General features: G+C 71.8%; 18 protein-coding genes. 17 read left to right on the top strand and 1 reads right to left on the bottom strand.

Annotated features, from left to right (window positions below):
• The first annotated feature begins 64 nt into the window (after positions 1-64).
• From arc to hisF, 8 genes are all read left to right on the top strand, one after another.
• Entirely contained in the window at positions 65-1,708 is a 1,644-nt protein-coding gene (gene arc, locus LJB74_RS00765) for a proteasome ATPase (protein ID WP_259306739.1), read from the top strand.
• 73 nt (positions 1,709-1,781) lie between these two features.
• A complete protein-coding gene (dop, locus tag LJB74_RS00760) occupies positions 1,782-3,422 on the top strand; it encodes a depupylase/deamidase Dop (RefSeq protein WP_310650781.1) in 1,641 nt (546 codons plus the stop codon).
• A 90-nt stretch (positions 3,423-3,512) separates the two neighbouring features.
• Positions 3,513-3,701: a ubiquitin-like protein Pup gene (locus LJB74_RS00755; RefSeq protein WP_259306738.1), complete on the top strand. Its 189-nt coding sequence runs from the start codon at positions 3,513-3,515 to the stop codon at positions 3,699-3,701.
• 3 nt (positions 3,702-3,704) lie between these two features.
• A complete protein-coding gene (prcB, locus tag LJB74_RS00750; RefSeq protein ID WP_259306737.1) occupies positions 3,705-4,547 on the top strand; it encodes a proteasome subunit beta in 843 nt (280 codons plus the stop codon).
• Entirely contained in the window at positions 4,544-5,257 is a 714-nt protein-coding gene (prcA, locus tag LJB74_RS00745) for a proteasome subunit alpha (RefSeq protein ID WP_259306736.1), read from the top strand. Before prcB ends, prcA begins: the two co-directional genes overlap by 4 nt.
• Before the next feature lie 114 nt (positions 5,258-5,371).
• Positions 5,372-6,733 carry a Pup--protein ligase gene (gene pafA, locus LJB74_RS00740; protein ID WP_259306735.1) on the top strand — a complete coding sequence of 454 codons (1,362 nt, stop codon included), beginning with the start codon at positions 5,372-5,374 and terminating at the stop codon, positions 6,731-6,733.
• Positions 6,734-6,853: 120 nt separating this feature from the next.
• Positions 6,854-7,774, top strand: coding sequence for an FKBP-type peptidyl-prolyl cis-trans isomerase (locus LJB74_RS00735; protein WP_259306734.1), 921 nt, complete (start codon positions 6,854-6,856; stop codon positions 7,772-7,774).
• Positions 7,775-7,787: 13 nt separating this feature from the next.
• The gene (hisF, locus tag LJB74_RS00730; protein ID WP_259306733.1) at positions 7,788-8,558 is read left to right on the top strand and encodes an imidazole glycerol phosphate synthase subunit HisF; all 771 of its coding nucleotides are present in this window, start codon (positions 7,788-7,790) and stop codon (positions 8,556-8,558) included.
• 95 nt (positions 8,559-8,653) lie between these two features.
• Here the strand turns inward: hisF and LJB74_RS00725 are convergent, their stop codons facing one another.
• A complete protein-coding gene (locus tag LJB74_RS00725; protein ID WP_259306732.1) occupies positions 8,654-9,301 on the bottom strand; it encodes a TIGR03085 family metal-binding protein in 648 nt (215 codons plus the stop codon).
• Positions 9,302-9,446: 145 nt separating this feature from the next.
• Between LJB74_RS00725 and hisI the strand changes: the two genes are divergently transcribed.
• From hisI to lgt, 9 genes are all read left to right on the top strand, one after another.
• Positions 9,447-9,890, top strand: coding sequence for a phosphoribosyl-AMP cyclohydrolase (gene hisI, locus LJB74_RS00720; RefSeq protein ID WP_259306731.1), 444 nt, complete (start codon positions 9,447-9,449; stop codon positions 9,888-9,890).
• 101 nt (positions 9,891-9,991) lie between these two features.
• Entirely contained in the window at positions 9,992-11,473 is a 1,482-nt protein-coding gene (locus LJB74_RS00715; protein WP_259310243.1) for an anthranilate synthase component I, read from the top strand.
• On the top strand, positions 11,470-12,048 hold the full coding sequence (locus LJB74_RS00710) for a Trp biosynthesis-associated membrane protein (protein ID WP_259306730.1): 579 nt from the start codon (positions 11,470-11,472) through the stop codon (positions 12,046-12,048). The genes LJB74_RS00715 and LJB74_RS00710 overlap by 4 nt, the downstream gene beginning before the upstream one ends.
• A gap of 62 nt (positions 12,049-12,110) precedes the next feature.
• Positions 12,111-12,407 (top strand): HGxxPAAW family protein, encoded by a 297-nt coding sequence (locus tag LJB74_RS00705; protein ID WP_259306729.1) that lies wholly within the window; start codon positions 12,111-12,113, stop codon positions 12,405-12,407.
• A 26-nt stretch (positions 12,408-12,433) separates the two neighbouring features.
• Positions 12,434-12,874 (top strand): DUF2752 domain-containing protein, encoded by a 441-nt coding sequence (locus LJB74_RS00700; protein ID WP_259306728.1) that lies wholly within the window; start codon positions 12,434-12,436, stop codon positions 12,872-12,874.
• A gap of 143 nt (positions 12,875-13,017) precedes the next feature.
• Positions 13,018-13,830 carry an indole-3-glycerol phosphate synthase TrpC gene (gene trpC, locus LJB74_RS00695; protein WP_259306727.1) on the top strand — a complete coding sequence of 271 codons (813 nt, stop codon included), beginning with the start codon at positions 13,018-13,020 and terminating at the stop codon, positions 13,828-13,830.
• A 207-nt stretch (positions 13,831-14,037) separates the two neighbouring features.
• Positions 14,038-15,291, top strand: a complete 1,254-nt coding sequence (gene trpB / locus LJB74_RS00690) for a tryptophan synthase subunit beta (RefSeq protein WP_259310242.1) — start codon at positions 14,038-14,040, stop codon at positions 15,289-15,291.
• A complete protein-coding gene (trpA, locus tag LJB74_RS00685; RefSeq protein ID WP_259306726.1) occupies positions 15,288-16,109 on the top strand; it encodes a tryptophan synthase subunit alpha in 822 nt (273 codons plus the stop codon). Before trpB ends, trpA begins: the two co-directional genes overlap by 4 nt.
• A gap of 2 nt (positions 16,110-16,111) precedes the next feature.
• Positions 16,112-16,996 carry a prolipoprotein diacylglyceryl transferase gene (gene lgt, locus LJB74_RS00680; RefSeq protein WP_259306725.1) on the top strand — a complete coding sequence of 295 codons (885 nt, stop codon included), beginning with the start codon at positions 16,112-16,114 and terminating at the stop codon, positions 16,994-16,996.
• Positions 16,997-17,113: the final 117 nt, after the last annotated feature.

Genomic DNA, 17,113 nt, shown 5'->3' with positions numbered 1-17,113 from the left:
CGCGTGATTGACAGGACTCGTTAGGGTCGAACATGGAGCCTGATGAGAGACGTAGGGAGGTCCGATGACCACCACCCCTGCCGGGAGCACGTCTCCCGCCGAGCTGACCCGTCAGATCGAGCTGCTGATCGCGAAGAACGAGCGGCTGGTCACGATGCTCGAGGCTGCGCGCGCGCAGCTCTCGGACATGAAGGCGCAGATCGACGCCCTCGGCAAGCCACCCGGCACGTACGGGCTGTTCGTCCGCGACCACGGTGACGGCACCGTCGACATCATCTCGGCGGGCCGCAAGATGCACGTGGTGGCGAGCCCGTCCCTCGACGCGGCGACGCTGCGCCCGGGCCAGGAGGTCCGCCTGAACGAGGCGATGACCGTGGTCGAGGCGGGCGGGTACGAGCTCGTCGGTGAGCTCGTGTCCGTCAAGGAGCTCCTCGGTGACGGCCGGGCCCTCGTCGTCGGCCGGAGCGACGAGGAGCGGGTGGTGCGCTTCTCGGGGCAGGTCGAGGACGCGCACGTGCGGATCGGGGACGCCCTGACGATCGACCAGCGGAGCGGGTTCGTGTTCGAGCGGATCCCACGTGCGGAGGTCGAGGACCTCGTGCTCGAGGAGGTGCCCGACATCCGTTACGAGGACATCGGAGGGCTCGGCCCGCAGATCGAGCAGATCCGCGACGCCGTCGAGCTGCCGTTCCTGCACCCGGAGCTGTTCCGCGAGCACGGCCTCAAGCCGCCCAAGGGGGTGCTGCTGTACGGGCCCCCGGGGTGCGGCAAGACCTTGATCGCGAAGGCGGTGGCGCACTCGCTCGCCGAGACGGCGGCCACCGCGCGGGGCGAGGACGTCGCCCACGCCAAGAGCTACTTCCTCAACATCAAGGGCCCGGAGCTGCTCAACAAGTACGTCGGCGAGACCGAGCGCCACATCCGGCTGATCTTCGCGCGAGCGCGCGAGAAGGCCTCGCAGGGCTCACCGGTCGTCGTCTTCTTCGACGAGATGGAGTCGCTCTTCCGCACGCGGGGGACCGGAGTCTCGAGCGACGTGGAGACGACCGTCGTGCCGCAGCTCCTCGCGGAGATCGACGGCGTCGAGCGCCTCGACAACGTCATCGTCATCGGGGCGTCGAACCGCGAGGACATGATCGACCCGGCGATCCTGCGCCCGGGTCGGCTGGACGTGAAGATCAAGATCGAGCGGCCGGACGTCGAGGGAGCGAAGGAGATCTTCGCGAAGTACCTCACCCCGAACCTGCCGATCCACCCGGACGACCTGGCGGAGCACGGCGAGGACGTCGGCTCGGCGGTCGAGGCGATGATCGAACGCGTCGTGGAGCGCATGTACTCGGAGAGCGAGGAGAACCGGTTCCTCGAGGTGACGTACGCCTCGGGGGACAAGGAGATCCTGCACTTCAAGGACTTCAACTCGGGCGCGATGATCCAGAACGTCGTCGACCGCGCCAAGAAGAGCGCGATCAAGGACCTGCTCGCCACCGGTCAGCGCGGCATCCGTGTCGAGCACCTGCTCACGGCCTGCGTCGACGAGTTCAAGGAGAACGAAGACCTGCCGAACACGACCAACCCCGACGACTGGGCCCGCATCTCCGGCAAGAAGGGCGAACGGATCGTCTTCATCCGGACGATCATCCAGGACAAGAGGGGCACCGACGCGCAACGGACGATCGAGACGATCGCCGGTACCGGCCCCTACCTGTGACGTCCGCACGCGTGGCTCGCCTGCGACGTGGCGTCCGCACCACGGGACGTGCACCGCGTCCTAGGGTGTCGCCGTGACGACGCGCCGCGTGATGGGGATCGAGACCGAGTACGGGGTCCTGCAGCCCGGGCACCCGATGGCCAACCCGATGCTGCTGTCGAGCCACGTCGTGGCGGCCCATGCCACCGTCGACGACCCGGCGGACGCGGCTGCGCCCGGCGTGCACCGGCGGACGCGCGCGCGCTGGGACTACGACGACGAGGACCCGTTGCACGACGCCCGCGGGTTCCGTCTGCAGCGGGCCTCCGCCCACCCGTCGCTGCTGACCGACGACCCCGCGCAGCCGGCTCCGTCGGGCGACGCCCCGCAGGCGCTGGCGCGCCCGACCGTCGAGGAGTACGAGGACCCCGGCGCGGCCAACGTGATCCTGACGAACGGCGCGCGCCTCTACGTCGACCACGCGCACCCGGAGTACTCCTCCCCGGAGGTCACGACCCCGCTCGACGCCGTCCGCTGGGACCGGGCCGGCGAGCTCGTGATGCTCGCCTCGGTGCGAGCACTCGCGCAGAACCCCGTCCTGCCGGACGTCGCGCTCTACAAGAACAACGTGGACGGCAAGGGTGCGACGTACGGGACGCACGAGAACTACATGGTCGACCGTGCGGTGCCCTTCACGGTGCTCGCCGAGCGCGTGACACCGTTCCTCGTGACGCGCCAGGTCTTCACGGGTGCGGGGCGGGTGGGGCTCGGGCAGCACGGCCAAGGGGCGGGGTTCCAGCTCTCCCAGCGTGCCGACTACATCGAGGCGGAGGTCGGGCTCGAGACGACGCTGCGGCGGCCGATCGTCAACACGCGGGACGAGCCGCACGCCGACCCGGAGCGGTGGCGGCGGCTGCACCTCATCATCGGGGACGCGAACCTGCTCGAGGTCGCGACCTACCTCAAGCTCGGGACGACCTCTCTCGTGCTCTGGGTGATCGAGCACGCGGCCGAGGTCCCGGGGCTCGTCTCCCGACTGGACCGTCTTGCCCTCGCGGATCCGGTCGAGGCGGTGCACGTCGTGAGTCACGACCTCGCGCTCACGACCCGGCTCGCCCTGGCGGACGGCCGTCTGCTGACCGCGCTCGAGATCCAGCAGACATACCTCGACGTGGTGCGTGAGGCGCTGGCCGTGGTCGACCCGCAGGACGACCCCGAGGCGGCCCGGCAGACCGCGGACGTCGTCGCGCGGTGGGGATCCCTGCTCGACCGGCTGTCGACGGACCTGACGACGTGCGTGCGTGAGGTCGAGTGGTTGGCGAAGCTGCGGCTGCTGGACCGCATGCGCCGACGGGACCGGCTCGCATGGGACCACCCGCAGCTGGCGGCGGTCGACCTCCAGTGGTCGGACGTCCGACCCGAGCGCGGCCTCTACCAGCGGCTTCGGGCGGCCGGGGCGGTCGACGTCCTGGTCGACGAGGCCGAGGTCGAGCGCGCGGTGGGTCACCCGCCCGACGACACGCGGGCGTTCTTCCGGGGAGAGACGATGGCGCGGTACGGGCGCCACGTCTCGGCGATGAGCTGGGACTCGGTGGTGTTCGACGTCCCGGGTGCACCGACCCTGCAGCGGGTGCCGATGCGCGACCCGTGGCGCGGGACGCGCCTGCACGTCGGCGCGTTGCTGGACCGCTGCCCCGACGCCGCCGCCCTGCTGACCGAGCTCGGCGGTGGATGAGCGCCGTCGCACCGGACGTCCGCGGGTCCCGCCGGAGCAGGGCCTAGGGTAGGAAGCAGCAGCACCGCCCACCATGTGCCGGAGGTCGTCATGACTGGTCAGGAACGTGAGCACGCGCGTCGGGACGACGACCAGCCGGACGAGGCGCCGGCACCGGTCGCACCGGCCGTGCAGAAGCAGGACGCGGAGGTCGACGCGCTGCTCGAGGAGATCGACGAGGTGCTCGAGTCGAACGCGGAGCAGTTCGTGCGGGGGTTCGTCCAGAAGGGCGGTCAGTGACGCTTGAACGGCACTGATCCGAGCGGGCGGCTCCCGCGCGCGTTCACGACACCGGGCAGCTCGTCCTTCGTCGAGTTCCTTGCCGCGCACGCCCCCGAGCTCCTGCCGTCCGGGCGCCCTGCCCTGCCGGGCAGCGACCTCGCGGGGTCCCTCGCACCCCACGGCACGACGATCGTCGCGTTGACGGTCGACGGCGGTGTCGTGATGGCCGGCGACCGTCGCGCCACGATGGGGTCGATGATCGCCAGCCGGGAGATCGAGAAGGTCTTCCCGGCCGACGACTTCTCGGCGGTCGGCATCGCGGGGACCGCCGGCCTCGCGGTGGAGATGGTTCGGCTGTTCCAGCTCGAGCTCGAGCACTACGAGAAGATCGAGGGCACCACCCTCTCGCTCGTGGGGAAGGCCAACCGGCTCTCGACGCTCCTCCGCGGCAGCCTGCCGCTCGCGATGCAGGGGCTCGCCGTGGTGCCGCTGTTCGCCGGCTACGACCTCGACCGCCTCGTCGGACGGATCTTCTCCTACGACGTGACCGGTGGTCGCTACGAGGAGCACGAGCACCACAGCGTCGGCTCCGGCTCGGTGTTCGCCCGCGGCTCGTTGAAGAAGCGGTGGCGGCCCGGCCTCGAGCCGGCCGACGGCGTCCAGGTGGCGCTCGAGGCGCTGGTCGACGCGGCCGACGACGACTCGGCGACCGGCGGCCCGGACCTCGCACGACGGATCTGGCCGGTCGTCGCGACCGTCACCGCGAGCGGCTACCAGCGGGTGCCCGACGAGCGGATCGGCGCGTTGGTGGCCGACCTCGCGGCGCAGCGGCGCGAGGGGCACGAGAGGGGTGACCGCGCATGAGCATGCCGTTCTACGTCTCGCCCGAGCAGCTGATGAAGGACCGGGCGGACTACGCGCGCAAGGGCATCGCGCGCGGGCGTTCGGTCGTCGTGCTCGCGTACGACGACGGCATCGCGTTCGCGACCGAGAACCCGTCGCGGGCGCTGCACAAGGTCTCGGAGATCTACGACCGGATCGCGTTCGCCGCGGTCGGCAAGTACAACGAGTTCGAGAACCTGCGGGTCGCCGGGGTGCGCTACGCGGACCTGCGCGGATACTCCTACGACCGCACCGACGTGAACGCACGGGGTCTCGCCAACGCGTACGCGCAGACGCTCGGCACGGTCTTCACGACAGAGGCCAAGCCGCTCGAGGTCGAGCTCGTCGTCGCGGAGGTCGGTGCCACGGCCGACGAGGACCAGATCTACCGGCTCTCGTACGACGGCTCGGTCGCCGACGAGCACGGGTACGTGGTGATGGGAGGCCAGGCCGAACGGCTCGGGGCGTTGCTCGGTGAGCGGTGGGAGCCAGGGATGCCGCTCGCCCAGGTGCTGGCCCTTGCCGTGACCGTCCTCGGCTCCGTGCAGGAACCGGCGGCCGATGCCGAGCCGCGGGTGATCCCCGGGAGCCAGCTCGAGGTCGCCGTGCTCGACCGGACGCGTCCGCGCCGGGCGTTCCGCCGTCTCACCGGGGCGCTGCTCGAGGATCTCGTGGCGGGCTCGGCCGGGTGACGTCGGGGCCGGGCGCCCCGGCAGGTGCGTGAGGACCTGCCGCGCGGACCGGCCCTCGTCACGTCCTCGATCGACCCGGGCAGCCGGCCCCGCGACACCCTGCAGGAGGAACAGATGGACCGCCGCATCTTCGGGCTCGAGACCGAGTACGGGGTCACGTGCGCCTCGACCGAGGGCCGCGGCCTGTCCGCCGACGAGGTCGCGCGCTACCTGTTCCGGAAGGTCGTGGCGTGGGGCAGGTCCTCGAACGTGTTCCTGCGCAACGGGTCACGCCTGTACCTCGACGTCGGCTCGCACCCCGAGTACGCCACGGCCGAGTGCGACGACGTGCGACAGCTCATCACCCACGACCGCGCCGGGGAGCGGATCCTCGAGGGGCTCGTCGCCGACGCGCAGCAGCGCCTCGAGCACGAGGGGATCAACGGCCGCGTCCACCTCTTCAAGAACAACACCGACTCCGCCGGGAACTCCTACGGGTGCCACGAGAACTACCTCGTGCGACGCCAGGGCGACTTCAGCCGGCTCTCGGACGTCCTGGTCCCGTTCCTGATCACCCGCCAGGTCCTCACGGGCGCGGGGAAGGTGCTCACCACGCCGCGCGGCGCCGTGTACTGCCTCTCGCAGCGTGCGGACCACATCTGGGAGGCGGTGTCGAGCGCGACCACGCGGTCGAGGCCGATCATCAACACGCGCGACGAGCCGCACGCGGACGCCGAGCACTACCGACGGCTGCACGTGATCGTGGGTGACTCCTCGATGGCCGAGACCACGACGATGCTCAAGGTCGGTGCGACGGATCTGATCCTGCGGATGATCGAGGCCGGGGTCCCCATGCGGGACATGGCCCTCGAGAACCCGATCCGGGCCATCCGTGACATCAGCCACGACATGACGGGGATGCACCCGGTGCAGCTCGCGAACGGGCGCACGGCCACCGCCCTGGACCTCCAGGAGGAGTACCTCGCGCGGGTCGTGGAGTTCGTGCAGCACGAGGGCGAGCCGAGCGCCATGACCGCGCGCGTGATCGACCTCTGGGAGCGAGGGCTCCGGGCGATGCGGACCGGGGACCTCACCCTCGTCGAGCGGGAGCTGGACTGGGTCATCAAGCTGCGGCTGATCGAGAGGTACCGCGCCAAGCACGGTCTCGAGCTGTCGGACGTCCGGGTCGCACGGCTCGACCTCGCGTACCACGACATCTCGCGCACCGAGGGGCTGTACAACCTGCTCGCTGCCCGCGGGCTCGTCGAGCGGGTGACGACCGACCTCGAGGTGTTCGAGGCGACCGCGCTCCCGCCGCAGACGACCCGCGCGAAGCTCCGGGGGGACTTCGTACGGCGTGCTCAGGAGGCGAAGCGCGACTACACGGTCGACTGGGTGCACCTCAAGCTGAACGACCAGGCGCAGCGGACGGTGCTGTGCAAGGACCCGTTCCGCAGCGTGGACGAGAGGGTCGAGCGGCTCATCGAGTCGATGTAGTCGATGTAGCCGGGCCGATGCAGCCGAGCCGGTGGGACCCGGCCCGGGGCGGGGCGCCCCGTAGAATCGACGTCCCCGGGCAGGTCTGCCCGATCTCCACCACGACTGAAGAGGAAGTCCGTGCGCCGACTGATCGCCGTGGCTCTCGCTGTCGTGCTCCTCGTGGCGGGGTGCACCCGCAACAGCGACGGTGCGGCGGACGTGCAGGTCGGCGGGGACCCGGGTGCCTCTCCGACGCTGCGGTTCCGGGCGCCGCTCACGGTGACGGAGCCCAGCTCGACCGTGGTCTGGGCCGGCACCGGGAGCGCACTCGTCGAGGGGAAGCCGGTGCTGATCGACTACTGGCTCGAGAACGCCGAGACAGGTGCGGTCGTGGCCGAGAGCTACACGACGAGCCCGAAGCCCTACCTCCTCACGAAGGAGAGCCTCGGCACGGACCTCTTCGCCGCGCTCCGGGGGCAGCGGGTCGGGGCCCGCATCGTCGAGGTGAGCCCGGCGTCCGCCGCCCGCGGGATGACATTCCCGACGGTGATCGTGATGGACGTCCTCGCGACCCGCGCCGAGGGTGACCCGGTCCCGGCCCGACCCGGGATGCCGATCGTGACCCTCGCGGCGGACGGGGCGCCCACCATCACGCCGACGACCACCACGCCGCCGACCGACCTCACGGTCGTGCCGCTGATCAAGGGGACCGGGGACCAGGTGCCCACCGGCGCCGAGGTGACGATCCAGTACACCGAGGTCGACTGGGCGACCGGTGCCGTCGTGGACTCGACCTGGTCGACGGGTCTGCCGGTGTCGTTCAGCCTCGCGGGGCTCGGTGCCTGGTCGCAGGGGCTCGTCGAGCAGACCGTGGGGAGTCAGGTGATGGTCGTCGTCCCGCCGTCGTTCGGGCTCGGCGGCCCGGCGGGCAGCGAGCTGCAGAGTGCGACCTTGGTGTTCGTGGTCGACATCCTTGCTGCCACCAAGCCCACGGCGCCGGTCTCACCGCCCGTGACGATCGCGCCGTCGACGGCGCCGTCGTCCTCACCCACCAGCTGAGGAGAAGAAGGTCGTGTCCCTTGCGCTTCGTGTGATCCCGTGCCTCGACGTCGATGCCGGTCGTGTCGTCAAGGGGGTCAACTTCGAGAACCTCCGTGACGCGGGCGACCCGGTCGAGCTGGCGCGCCGCTACGACGCCGAGGGCGCGGACGAGATCACGTTCCTCGACGTGTCGGCGTCCTCGAGCGATCGTGAGACGACGTACGACGTCGTCCGCAGGACTGCGGAGCAGGTCTTCGTCCCGTTGACTGTCGGGGGTGGGGTGCGGTCCGCCGACGACGTCGACAGGCTGCTCCGCGCGGGTGCGGACAAGGTCGGTGTCAACACCGCCGCCATCGCGCGACCGGAGCTGGTCGCGGAGATCGCGGAGCGGTTCGGGAGCCAGGTACTGGTCCTGTCCGTGGACGCCCGCCGCGTCACGGGCGACACGAGGACGGAGTCCGGGTTCGAGGTCACGACGCACGGCGGACGGCGCGGCACCGGCATCGACGCCGTCGCCTGGGCCGTCGAGGCCGCGGAGCGGGGAGCGGGGGAGATTCTGCTCAACTCGATGGACGCCGACGGCACGACCGCGGGCTTCGACCTCGAGATGATCGCCGCGGTGCGTCGAGAGGTCCGGGTGCCGGTGATCGCGAGCGGTGGTGCGGGCACGCCGGAGCACTTCCTCGCCGCGGCCCGTGCCGGTGCGGACGCCGTCCTGGCGGCGAGCGTGTTCCACTTCGGCGTGCTGACGATCGAGCAGGTGAAGGCGCACCTGCGCGCGGGCGGGGTCACGGTGCGCTGAGCGGGCGCAGGCGCCCGAGCCCGGGGCCGCGCAGCGCGCGAGCCGGTGAGGCACGGGAGCGACCTCGGCGTGCACCGAGCCGGTGCCGACCGGGCTCAGCCGCCCGGCAGCACCTGCTGAAGCGCGGCGACGTCCTCCGGGGCGCCCACGACCTCGACGGCGGCGGCAGCGCCACGTCCGAGCGCGTGCAGGGTGAGCTCACCCACCTCCCCGCGCACTGCGACGGTCCCGTGGCCGTCGTGCGGCCGGTGGACGGCCTTGCGCGGGCCGCCGGGCACGACCAGCACGACGCCGGCAGGGGAACGGCGGTAGGCGAGCCGCGCGGCCCGCACGAGGTGCTCCCACAACGCGGCGACGAGCTCGGGCTCGAGGACCCGAGGGGGCACCGGGCCCGCGCCGCGCCGCACGTCCTCGGTGTGCACGTGGAACTCGACGAGGTTCGCCGCGTCCCCGGCCCAGGCGACAGGCGTCCAGCGCGATACCGGTCGAGCCACCCGGTCGACGAGCTCGGCGAAGTCGGCGGGCTCCCGCGCGGTGTCCGCGAGCGCGGCCGTGAGTCGGTCGGACTGTGGTGTCAGGGCCGGGATCGCGAGCCCGACACCGACACGCGGTGACCGTTCGCGGAGCAGCACGTGGGCGGCGACGTGACGCGCCTCCCAACCGGCGCAGAGGGTCGGCGCGGTCGGACCCGCCTCCCGGAGTGCATCCACCAGGGCCATCCGCTCGTGCAGGTGCCAGCTCATGGCGCCATCGTGGCACGGGTCGCTGAGGGCCAGTGCCAGGTGGGGGCGCTGCGGCGGTCGACGGGAGGGTTCGGCGCCGGGCAGCGCCGGGCGACGCTGCTCTCCTCGACGGGTGCGGGACCGGTCGAGGGGGTGCGGTCGGGACGTGGGAAGATCGGATCGTGTCCGCACCGACTTCCCCCTCTCGTCCGACGGAGCGTCGCAGCCCTCGCTCGACCCCGACATCGCCGCACGGCTGACCCGGGATCCTCACGGCCTGGTGGCTGCGGTGATCCAGCAGCACGACTCGGGCGAGGTGCTCATGCTCGGCTGGATGGACGACGAGGCGCTTCGGCGGACGCTGACGAGCGGGCGGGTGACGTTCTGGAGCAGGTCGCGGCAGGAGTACTGGCGCAAGGGCGACACGTCCGGTCACCTTCAGCTCGTCCGGTCCGTGCAGCTCGACTGCGACGGCGACGCCCTGCTGGTCAAGGTCGAGCAGGTCGGCGCGGCCTGCCACACCGGCGCGCGCACCTGCTTCGACGCCGGCGGGTTCCTCCCGGCCGTGGACGGGCTGGCGGGCGCGGGCGTGCCCGGGGAACGGTCGTGAGCGGGGTGCCCGTTGTCGGCGAGCCCGGCCGCGGTGTCGTCGTCGAGGCGGCCGACGTCCGCTGGGGCGCGGTGTGGCCGTCGCTCGAGACGTTCCGCACGATGGCGTCCGACCGTCGGGTGATCCCGGTGGTGCGGCGGTTGCTCGCGGACGACGTGACCCCGGTGGGCCTGTACCGCACGCTCGCGCAGGCCCGGCCGGGGACGTTCGTGCTCGAGTCGGCCGGCAGCGACGGGACCTGGTCCCGGTACTCGTTCGTCGGGGTGCGGTCCCGTGCCACGCTCACGGTCCGCGACGACGAGGCCGTGTGGACCGGTGACGTCCCGACCGGGGTCCCGACGACGGGTGCGCCGATGGACGTGCTCGCGCAGGCTCTCGAGGTGCTCCGCACGCCAGCGGTGCCGGGTCTCCCACCGTTGACCGGAGGGCTCGTCGGGGCGCTCGGGTGGGACGTGGTGCGGCGGTGGGAGCCGACGCTCCCTGCAGCTGCGCCTGACGAGCTGGGCGTCCCGGAGATGACGTTGTGCCTCGCGAGCGACCTGGCGGTGATCGACCACGCCGAGGGGTCGGTGTGGCTGATCGCGAACGCGATCAACTTCGATGCGACCGACGAGCGGGTCGACGAGGCCTATGCCGACGCGGTCGACCGTCTGGACGCGATGCAGCGTGACCTGCTGCACCCGGCTCCGGCCGCGGCGGCGGTGCTCGTCGACGCCCCGGAGCCGGCGCTGGAGTTCCGCTCCGCCAAGGAGGACTTCGTGGCGTCGATCCTGGCGGGCAAGGAGGCGATCCGCGACGGTGAGGTCTTCCAGGTGGTGCTGTCCCAGCGTCTCGACCTGGACTGCCCCGCCTCGCCGCTCGACGTCTACCGGGTGCTGCGCACGATCAACCCGAGCCCTTACATGTACTACCTGCAGCTCCAGGACGCCGACGGTCACGACTTCGCTGTGGTCGGGTCGAGCCCGGAGACGCTCGTCAAGGTCACCGACCGGCGCGTCGTGACGTTCCCGATCGCCGGCTCGCGGCCGCGTGGTGCCAGCCCGGAGGAGGACCGGAGCCTCGTCGACGAGCTGCTCGCCGACCCCAAGGAACGTGCCGAGCACGTCATGCTCGTCGACCTGTCGCGCAACGACCTCGCGAAGGTCTGCGAGCCCGCGAGCGTCGAGGTGGTGGACTTCATGGAGGTGCGCCGCTTCAGCCACATCATGCACATCTGCTCGACCGTCGTCGGGCACATGCGTGAGGGTGCGACGGCGCTCGGTGTCCTCGCCGCGACCTTCCCGGCCGGGACGCTCTCCGGTGCGCCGAAGCCGCGCGCGGTGGCGCTCATCGATGAGCTCGAACCGGCGCGGCGCGGGATCTACGGCGGCACGGTGGGGTACTTCGACTTCGCCGGGGACATGGACATGGCGATCGCGATCCGGACGGCGCTCATCCGCGACGGCCGGGCCAGCGTCCAGGCGGGTGGTGGCATCGTCGCGGACTCCGTGCCGGAGGCCGAGTACCTGGAGTCCCGGAACAAGGCGGCCGCGGCGGTGCGTGCGGTGCAGGTCGCGAGCCGGTTGCGCCAGGCCCTCCGATGAGCGACGTGACCGAGGCGCGTGGCCGCCGACCCGTGAGCAGGGGACGTGCGATCCTCGTCGTGCTCCTCACCGCAGGGATCGTGTTCGCCGCCGCGGCACCGGCCTGGGTGCGGACCGAGGGCTCGACGGCGCTGGACGCGCACGTCGCGATCGCGATCTCGGGCACGCGGGCGTCGACGGCGATCGGTGCCGCGGCTCTGGTGCTGCTCGCCGCCGGCGGTGCGCTCTCGCTGGTCGGTCGCGTGGGGCGGTGGGTCGTCGTGGCTGTCGTGGTCGCCGCCGGGATCCTCGTGACGGCGACGGCGCTCGGTGTGATCGCGGACCCGGTTCCGGTCGCGACCGCCGTCGCGGCCGAGCAGACCGGTGCGGGTGCCCTGTCAGGTCCGGTGCGGCTCACCGCGTTCCCGTACGTCGCGGCCGTGGTCGGGGTGGCGGTCGTGGTGGTCGGGGCCTTCGTCGCGCGCGTCTCCGGCGCCTGGTCGACCTCGTCACGCCATGACGTGCGGACCACCACCGTGCCGGACGACGACCACAGTGCCTGGGACGCCCTGACCCGCGGCGACGACCCGACCTGATCGACGAGGGGCGCAGGCCCATCGGATAAGGTGCACCTGAACCGAGCGAAAGGCACTGGCAGATGGCCGAGCAGTCCACGGAGAACGCCGAGTCGACGGGCACCACCGCCTGGCTCCCCCCGAGCGCACCTCCGAGCAACCACGGGCACACCGTCGCGGCGTGGACGACCACGATCGTCGTGGTGCTCGGCGGGCTCGTGTCGGCCCTGGCCGTCGTCTTCTCGACCGTCTGGCTCTTCTGGGTCGGGATCGTCGTGATGGTCGCCGGTGGCCTCGCCGGGAAGGTCCTCCAGGTCCTCGGCTACGGCCAGGGTGGCGCGAACACCCTGGCGCGTCAGGCCGCCTCCGGCGGGCACTGACCGGATCGCGGCGGGTGACGGGGACCATGGCCATCACCGAGCTCTGCGAGGCGGATCGGCCCGTGGCCGCCCGGCTCGCGGGTCTTCGTGCTCCGGCGGCGGTCGGGTCCCTGGCGATCGGCCTCACGGCCCTCGTCGCCTGGCACGACCCCTACCAGGCGGGCTCGTACCTCGGGTGCCCGCTCTACCTGCTCACGGGTCTGTACTGCCCGTTGTGCGGCTCCACCCGCGCGGTCTACGACCTCGCGCACGCCGACGTTGCCGCAGCCTGGGGCATGAACCCGCTGTTCGTGCTCGTCGTGCCGTTCCTCGTCCTCGGGTGGCTCCGGATGAGCGTGCGGGCATGGCGGGGTGAGGCGGTGTTCCGGCCGCTGTCGCCGCGCCGGGCGCTGGTCGGGCTCGCGGTGCTGCTCGCGTTCGGGATCCTGCGCAACATCCCCGTGCTGGCGCCGTGGTTGGCGCCGTAGCGCCGGAACCACTGCCGGACGGTGAGGTCCAGGTGCTGATCACTCTGGTCGGCCGAGTCCGGGGACCCCTCTACGATGGCTGTCAGCATGCAGGCACCCGACGGTGGGGCGGGGCCTGCCAGGCGACTGGGAGGTGACGGTCCATGACCGTGCTCGACGACATCATCGTGGGGGTCAAGGAGGACCTCGCCGAGCGGGAGAGCCGCACGCCGCTGAGCGCGCTCAAGGAGCGGGCTGCGCGGGTCACCGAGGCGAAGGAGTGCCTGAGCAGACTGCGTGCCGAGGACGCCGTCGGGGTGATCGCCGAGGTCAAGCGGTCGAGCCCGAGCAAGGGCTCGCTCGCACCGATCACCGATCCGGCGGCCCTCGCGGCGGAGTACGAGAAGGGCGGTGCCGCCGCGATCTCGGTGCTGACCGAGCAGCGTCGCTTCAAGGGCAGCCTCGCCGACCTCGACGCGGTCCGGGCCGCGGTGGACATCCCCGTCCTGCGCAAGGACTTCGTCGTCTCCCCGTACCAGATCTGGGAGGCTCGGGCCCACGGCGCCGACCTCGTCCTGCTGATCGTCGCGGCGCTCGAGCAGACGGTCCTGACGTCGTTCATCGAGCGGGTCCACTCGCTCGGGATGACCGCGCTCGTGGAGGTGCACACCGGTGAGGAGGTCGCGCGGGCGGCCGATGCCGGTGCTCGGGTGATCGGCGTGAACGCGCGTGACCTCAAGACCCTTGACGTCGACCGGGACACGTTCTCGCGGTTGGCCCCGCTGATCCCGAGCGGGATCGTCCGCATCGCCGAGTCGGGTGTGAGGGGACCGCACGACGTCATGGACTACGCGCGCGCCGGGGCCGACGCCGTCCTCGTCGGCGAGGCGCTCGTGACCGACGACGCGCCGCGGGACTCGGTCGCGGACCTCGTCGCCGCGGGCTCGCACCCGTCGCTCCGTGCGGTCCGTCACTGACGTGCTGCGCGACGCCGACCACGCCGGCGGCAGGGGAGGGGTGTGCGGGATCGGCCGCACCGCCGATCCTCGTCGTCGCCCGGGCTCGTCGACCTGACGAGACCGACCGAACCCCATCACGAGAGCAGGGCAGTGAGTACTTCAGCTGAGGGACAGGGTCCGGACCGGGTGCCGGGCGACACCGGCACCCCGGCCGGGTCGGGATCGATCGCCGACTCGCTCGCGACGGGCCAGGGGCCGTACTTCGGGGAGTTCGGGGGCAGGTTCGTCCCGGAGGCGCTGATCGCGGCTCTGGACGAGCTCGACACCGAGTACCAGAAGGCGAAGGTCGACCCCGGCTTCGGCGAGGAGCTCATGCGGCTGCACCGGACCTACACCGGGCGGCCGAGCATCATCACCGAGGTCCCGAAGTTCGCCGCCCATGCCGGTGGGGCCCGGATCATCCTCAAGCGCGAGGACCTCAACCACACCGGCTCCCACAAGATCAACAACGTCCTCGGGCAGGCGCTGCTGACCAAGCGGATCGGCAAGACGCGCGTGATCGCCGAGACGGGCGCCGGTCAGCACGGTGTCGCGACGGCGACGGCCGCTGCCCTGTTCGACCTCGACTGCACGATCTACATGGGCGAGGAGGACACCCGCAGGCAGGCGCTGAACGTCGCGCGGATGCGCCTGCTCGGTGCCGAGGTCGTCCCGGTGACGACCGGGTCGCGCACGCTCAAGGACGCGATCAACGAGGCGCTGCGCGACTGGGTGACCAACGTCGGGACCACCAACTACGTCTTCGGGACGGTGGCCGGGCCGCACCCGTTCCCCGCCATGGTGCGCGACCTGCAGAAGATCATCGGTGAGGAGGCGCGTCAGCAGGTCCTCGACCTGACCGGGCGGCTCCCTGACGTGGTGGCCGCGTGCGTCGGCGGGGGCAGCAACGCGATCGGCATCTTCCATGCGTTCCTCGACGACCGTGGGGTGCGCCTGCTCGGGTTCGAGGCAGGTGGCGACGGCGTCGAGACCGGTCGGCACGCGGCGACGATCACGGCCGGCGTCCCCGGGGTGCTGCACGGGGCACGATCCTTCCTCCTCCAGGACGAGGACGGGCAGACGATCGAGAGCCACTCGATCTCCGCCGGTCTCGACTACCCGGGTGTCGGGCCCGAGCACTCCTGGCTCGCGAGCATCCATCGCGCGGAGTACCGGCCCGTGACGGACACGCAGGCGATGGACGCCTTCCGCCTGCTGTGCCGTACCGAGGGGATCATCCCGGCGATCGAGTCGGCGCACGCCCTGGCGGGGGCGCTCGAGGTCGGCAAGGAGCTCGGCCCGGACGGGCTGATCCTCGTCAACCTGTCCGGTCGGGGGGACAAGGACGTCGAGACCGCTGCCCGGTGGTTCGGGCTGCTCGACGAGGACTCGGCGTCCGGCTACTCGGCGCACGACGCCACCGACGGGGGCGACCGATGAGCACCACAGGAACCACCAGCGTCACGGCGTCTCGCCTGCTCACGCTGCGGGACGAGGGCAGGGCCGCGCTGGTCGGGTACCTGCCGCTCGGGTTCCCGGACCTGGCCGGGTCGATCGAGGCGGCGCGCGCGATGGTCGACGCCGGGGTCGACGTCGTCGAGCTCGGCATCCCGTACTCCGACCCCGTGATGGACGGCCCGCAGATCCAGCGTGCGGTCGAGCAGGCCCTCGCGGGCGGGACGCGGGTGCGCGACCTGTTCGGTGCCGTCGAGCAGATCGCGGCATCGGGGGCGCCGGTGCTCGTCATGACGTACTGGAACCCGGTGGTCCGCTACGGCGTGGAGGCGTTCGCGCGCGATCTCGGCGCCGCGGGTGGTGCCGGGCTCATCACACCGGACCTGATCCCCGACGAGGCCGCCGAGTGGATCGCGGCATCGGACGCGCATGGGCTGGACCGGGTGTTCCTGGTGGCCCCGAGCTCGTCACCCGAGCGGCTCGCTGCTGCTGCTGCCGCGTCCCGCGGCTTCGTGTACGTCGCATCGACCATGGGGGTGACCGGTGAGCGGGCGACGGTCGGCTCGCAGGCCGAGCGCCTCGCGCGGGACACCCGGGACGCAGGTGCGGACCTCGTCTGCGTCGGGCTCGGCGTCTCGCGTGCGGACCAGGCCGCCGAGGTCGCCCGCTACGCGGACGGGGTGATCGTCGGTTCGGCCCTCGTCCGCCCGCTCGCCGAGGCACCGGACCGTGCCGACGGGATCCGCGCGCTGCGCACGGTGGTCACGGACCTGGCGGCAGGGATCCGCAGGTCGACCCGGTGATCATGACCCTCGTCCAGGGCGCTGCGGGCTCGATCCCGAGCCCGTCCCAGGGCGTGTGGACGATCGGCGTCGTCCCGCTGCGCGCGTACGCGCTGGCGATCCTCACGGGCATCGGCGTCGCGCTGTGGATCGCCAGGCGCCGCTGGGTCGAACGAGGCGGCGACGCCGACACGGTCCTCGAGGTCAGCTTCTGGGCGGTGCCCTTCGGGATCGTCGGCGGACGGCTGTACCACGTCGTCTCGTCGCCGGACGCGTACTTCGGCCGAGGCGGGGACCCGTGGCGGGCCTTCGCCATCTGGGAGGGCGGTCTCGGCATCTGGGGGGCGATCGCCCTCGGTGGGTTGGGTGCGTGGATCGGGTGCCGTCGCCAGGGGGTGCGCATGCCTCCGTTCGCGGACGCGCTCGCTCCCGCGCTCCTCGTGGCCCAGGCGATCGGTCGGCTCGGCAACTGGTTCAACCAGGAGATCTTCGGTGGTCCGACGACCCTTCCGTGGGGTCTCGAGATCGATGCCGCGCACCTGCCTGCCGGCGCGGCCGTGGGAACGCTGTACCACCCGACCTTCCTGTACGAGCTGGTGTGGAACCTCACGGCTGCCGCTCTGCTCGTCTACCTGGACCGCCGGTGGCGCCTCGGGCACGGTCGGGTCTTCTGGCTCTACGTGCTGCTCTACACCGCGGGTCGTGGCTGGATCGAGATGCTCAGGATCGACACGGCGCACCAGGTGCTCGGGCTGCGCCTCAACGTCTGGACGTCGATCCTGGTCGGTCTGGGTGCGCTGGTAGCCTTTGTCGTGGTGGGACGTCGGCACCCCGGACGTGACACCGACCTCAGACGCACACCGATCGTGGTGCAGGACGAGGATGCCGAGGACCGGTCGATCGCGTAAGGCGGTCGTGGCCTCTCCTCTTGTCGTGGCGTCGATGCCCGGTGGTCCGTACGCGGGGTATCGTGCGTCACGCCTGGGCCAATGACGTCCCGCAACCCCCTGAAGTCTTGTCGCATC

This window comes from Cellulomonas sp. P24 (genome assembly GCF_024704385.1).
Taxonomy (GTDB): Bacteria; Actinomycetota; Actinomycetes; order Actinomycetales; family Cellulomonadaceae; genus JAJDFX01.
The sequence above is the reverse complement of the archived record's forward strand: the minus strand, read 5'-3'. Positions and strand labels throughout refer to the sequence as shown.

Excerpts from the sequence above, each read along its gene's own strand:
- arc (WP_259306739.1), top strand. The coding sequence starts at position 65 with ATGACCACCACCCCTGCCGGGAGCACGTCTCCCGCCGAGCTGACCCGT.
- LJB74_RS00755 (WP_259306738.1), top strand. The coding sequence starts at position 3,513 with ATGACTGGTCAGGAACGTGAGCACGCGCGTCGGGACGACGACCAGCCG.
- prcA (WP_259306736.1), top strand. The coding sequence starts at position 4,544 with ATGAGCATGCCGTTCTACGTCTCGCCCGAGCAGCTGATGAAGGACCGG.
- pafA (WP_259306735.1), top strand. The coding sequence starts at position 5,372 with ATGGACCGCCGCATCTTCGGGCTCGAGACCGAGTACGGGGTCACGTGC.
- LJB74_RS00725 (WP_259306732.1), bottom strand. The coding sequence starts at position 9,301 with ATGAGCTGGCACCTGCACGAGCGGATGGCCCTGGTGGATGCACTCCGG.
- LJB74_RS00715 (WP_259310243.1), top strand. The coding sequence starts at position 9,992 with ATGGCGTCCGACCGTCGGGTGATCCCGGTGGTGCGGCGGTTGCTCGCG.
- LJB74_RS00710 (WP_259306730.1), top strand. The coding sequence starts at position 11,470 with ATGAGCGACGTGACCGAGGCGCGTGGCCGCCGACCCGTGAGCAGGGGA.
- LJB74_RS00705 (WP_259306729.1), top strand. The coding sequence starts at position 12,111 with ATGGCCGAGCAGTCCACGGAGAACGCCGAGTCGACGGGCACCACCGCC.
- LJB74_RS00700 (WP_259306728.1), top strand. The coding sequence starts at position 12,434 with ATGGCCATCACCGAGCTCTGCGAGGCGGATCGGCCCGTGGCCGCCCGG.
- trpC (WP_259306727.1), top strand. The coding sequence starts at position 13,018 with ATGACCGTGCTCGACGACATCATCGTGGGGGTCAAGGAGGACCTCGCC.
- trpA (WP_259306726.1), top strand. The coding sequence starts at position 15,288 with ATGAGCACCACAGGAACCACCAGCGTCACGGCGTCTCGCCTGCTCACG.
- lgt (WP_259306725.1), top strand. The coding sequence starts at position 16,112 with ATGACCCTCGTCCAGGGCGCTGCGGGCTCGATCCCGAGCCCGTCCCAG.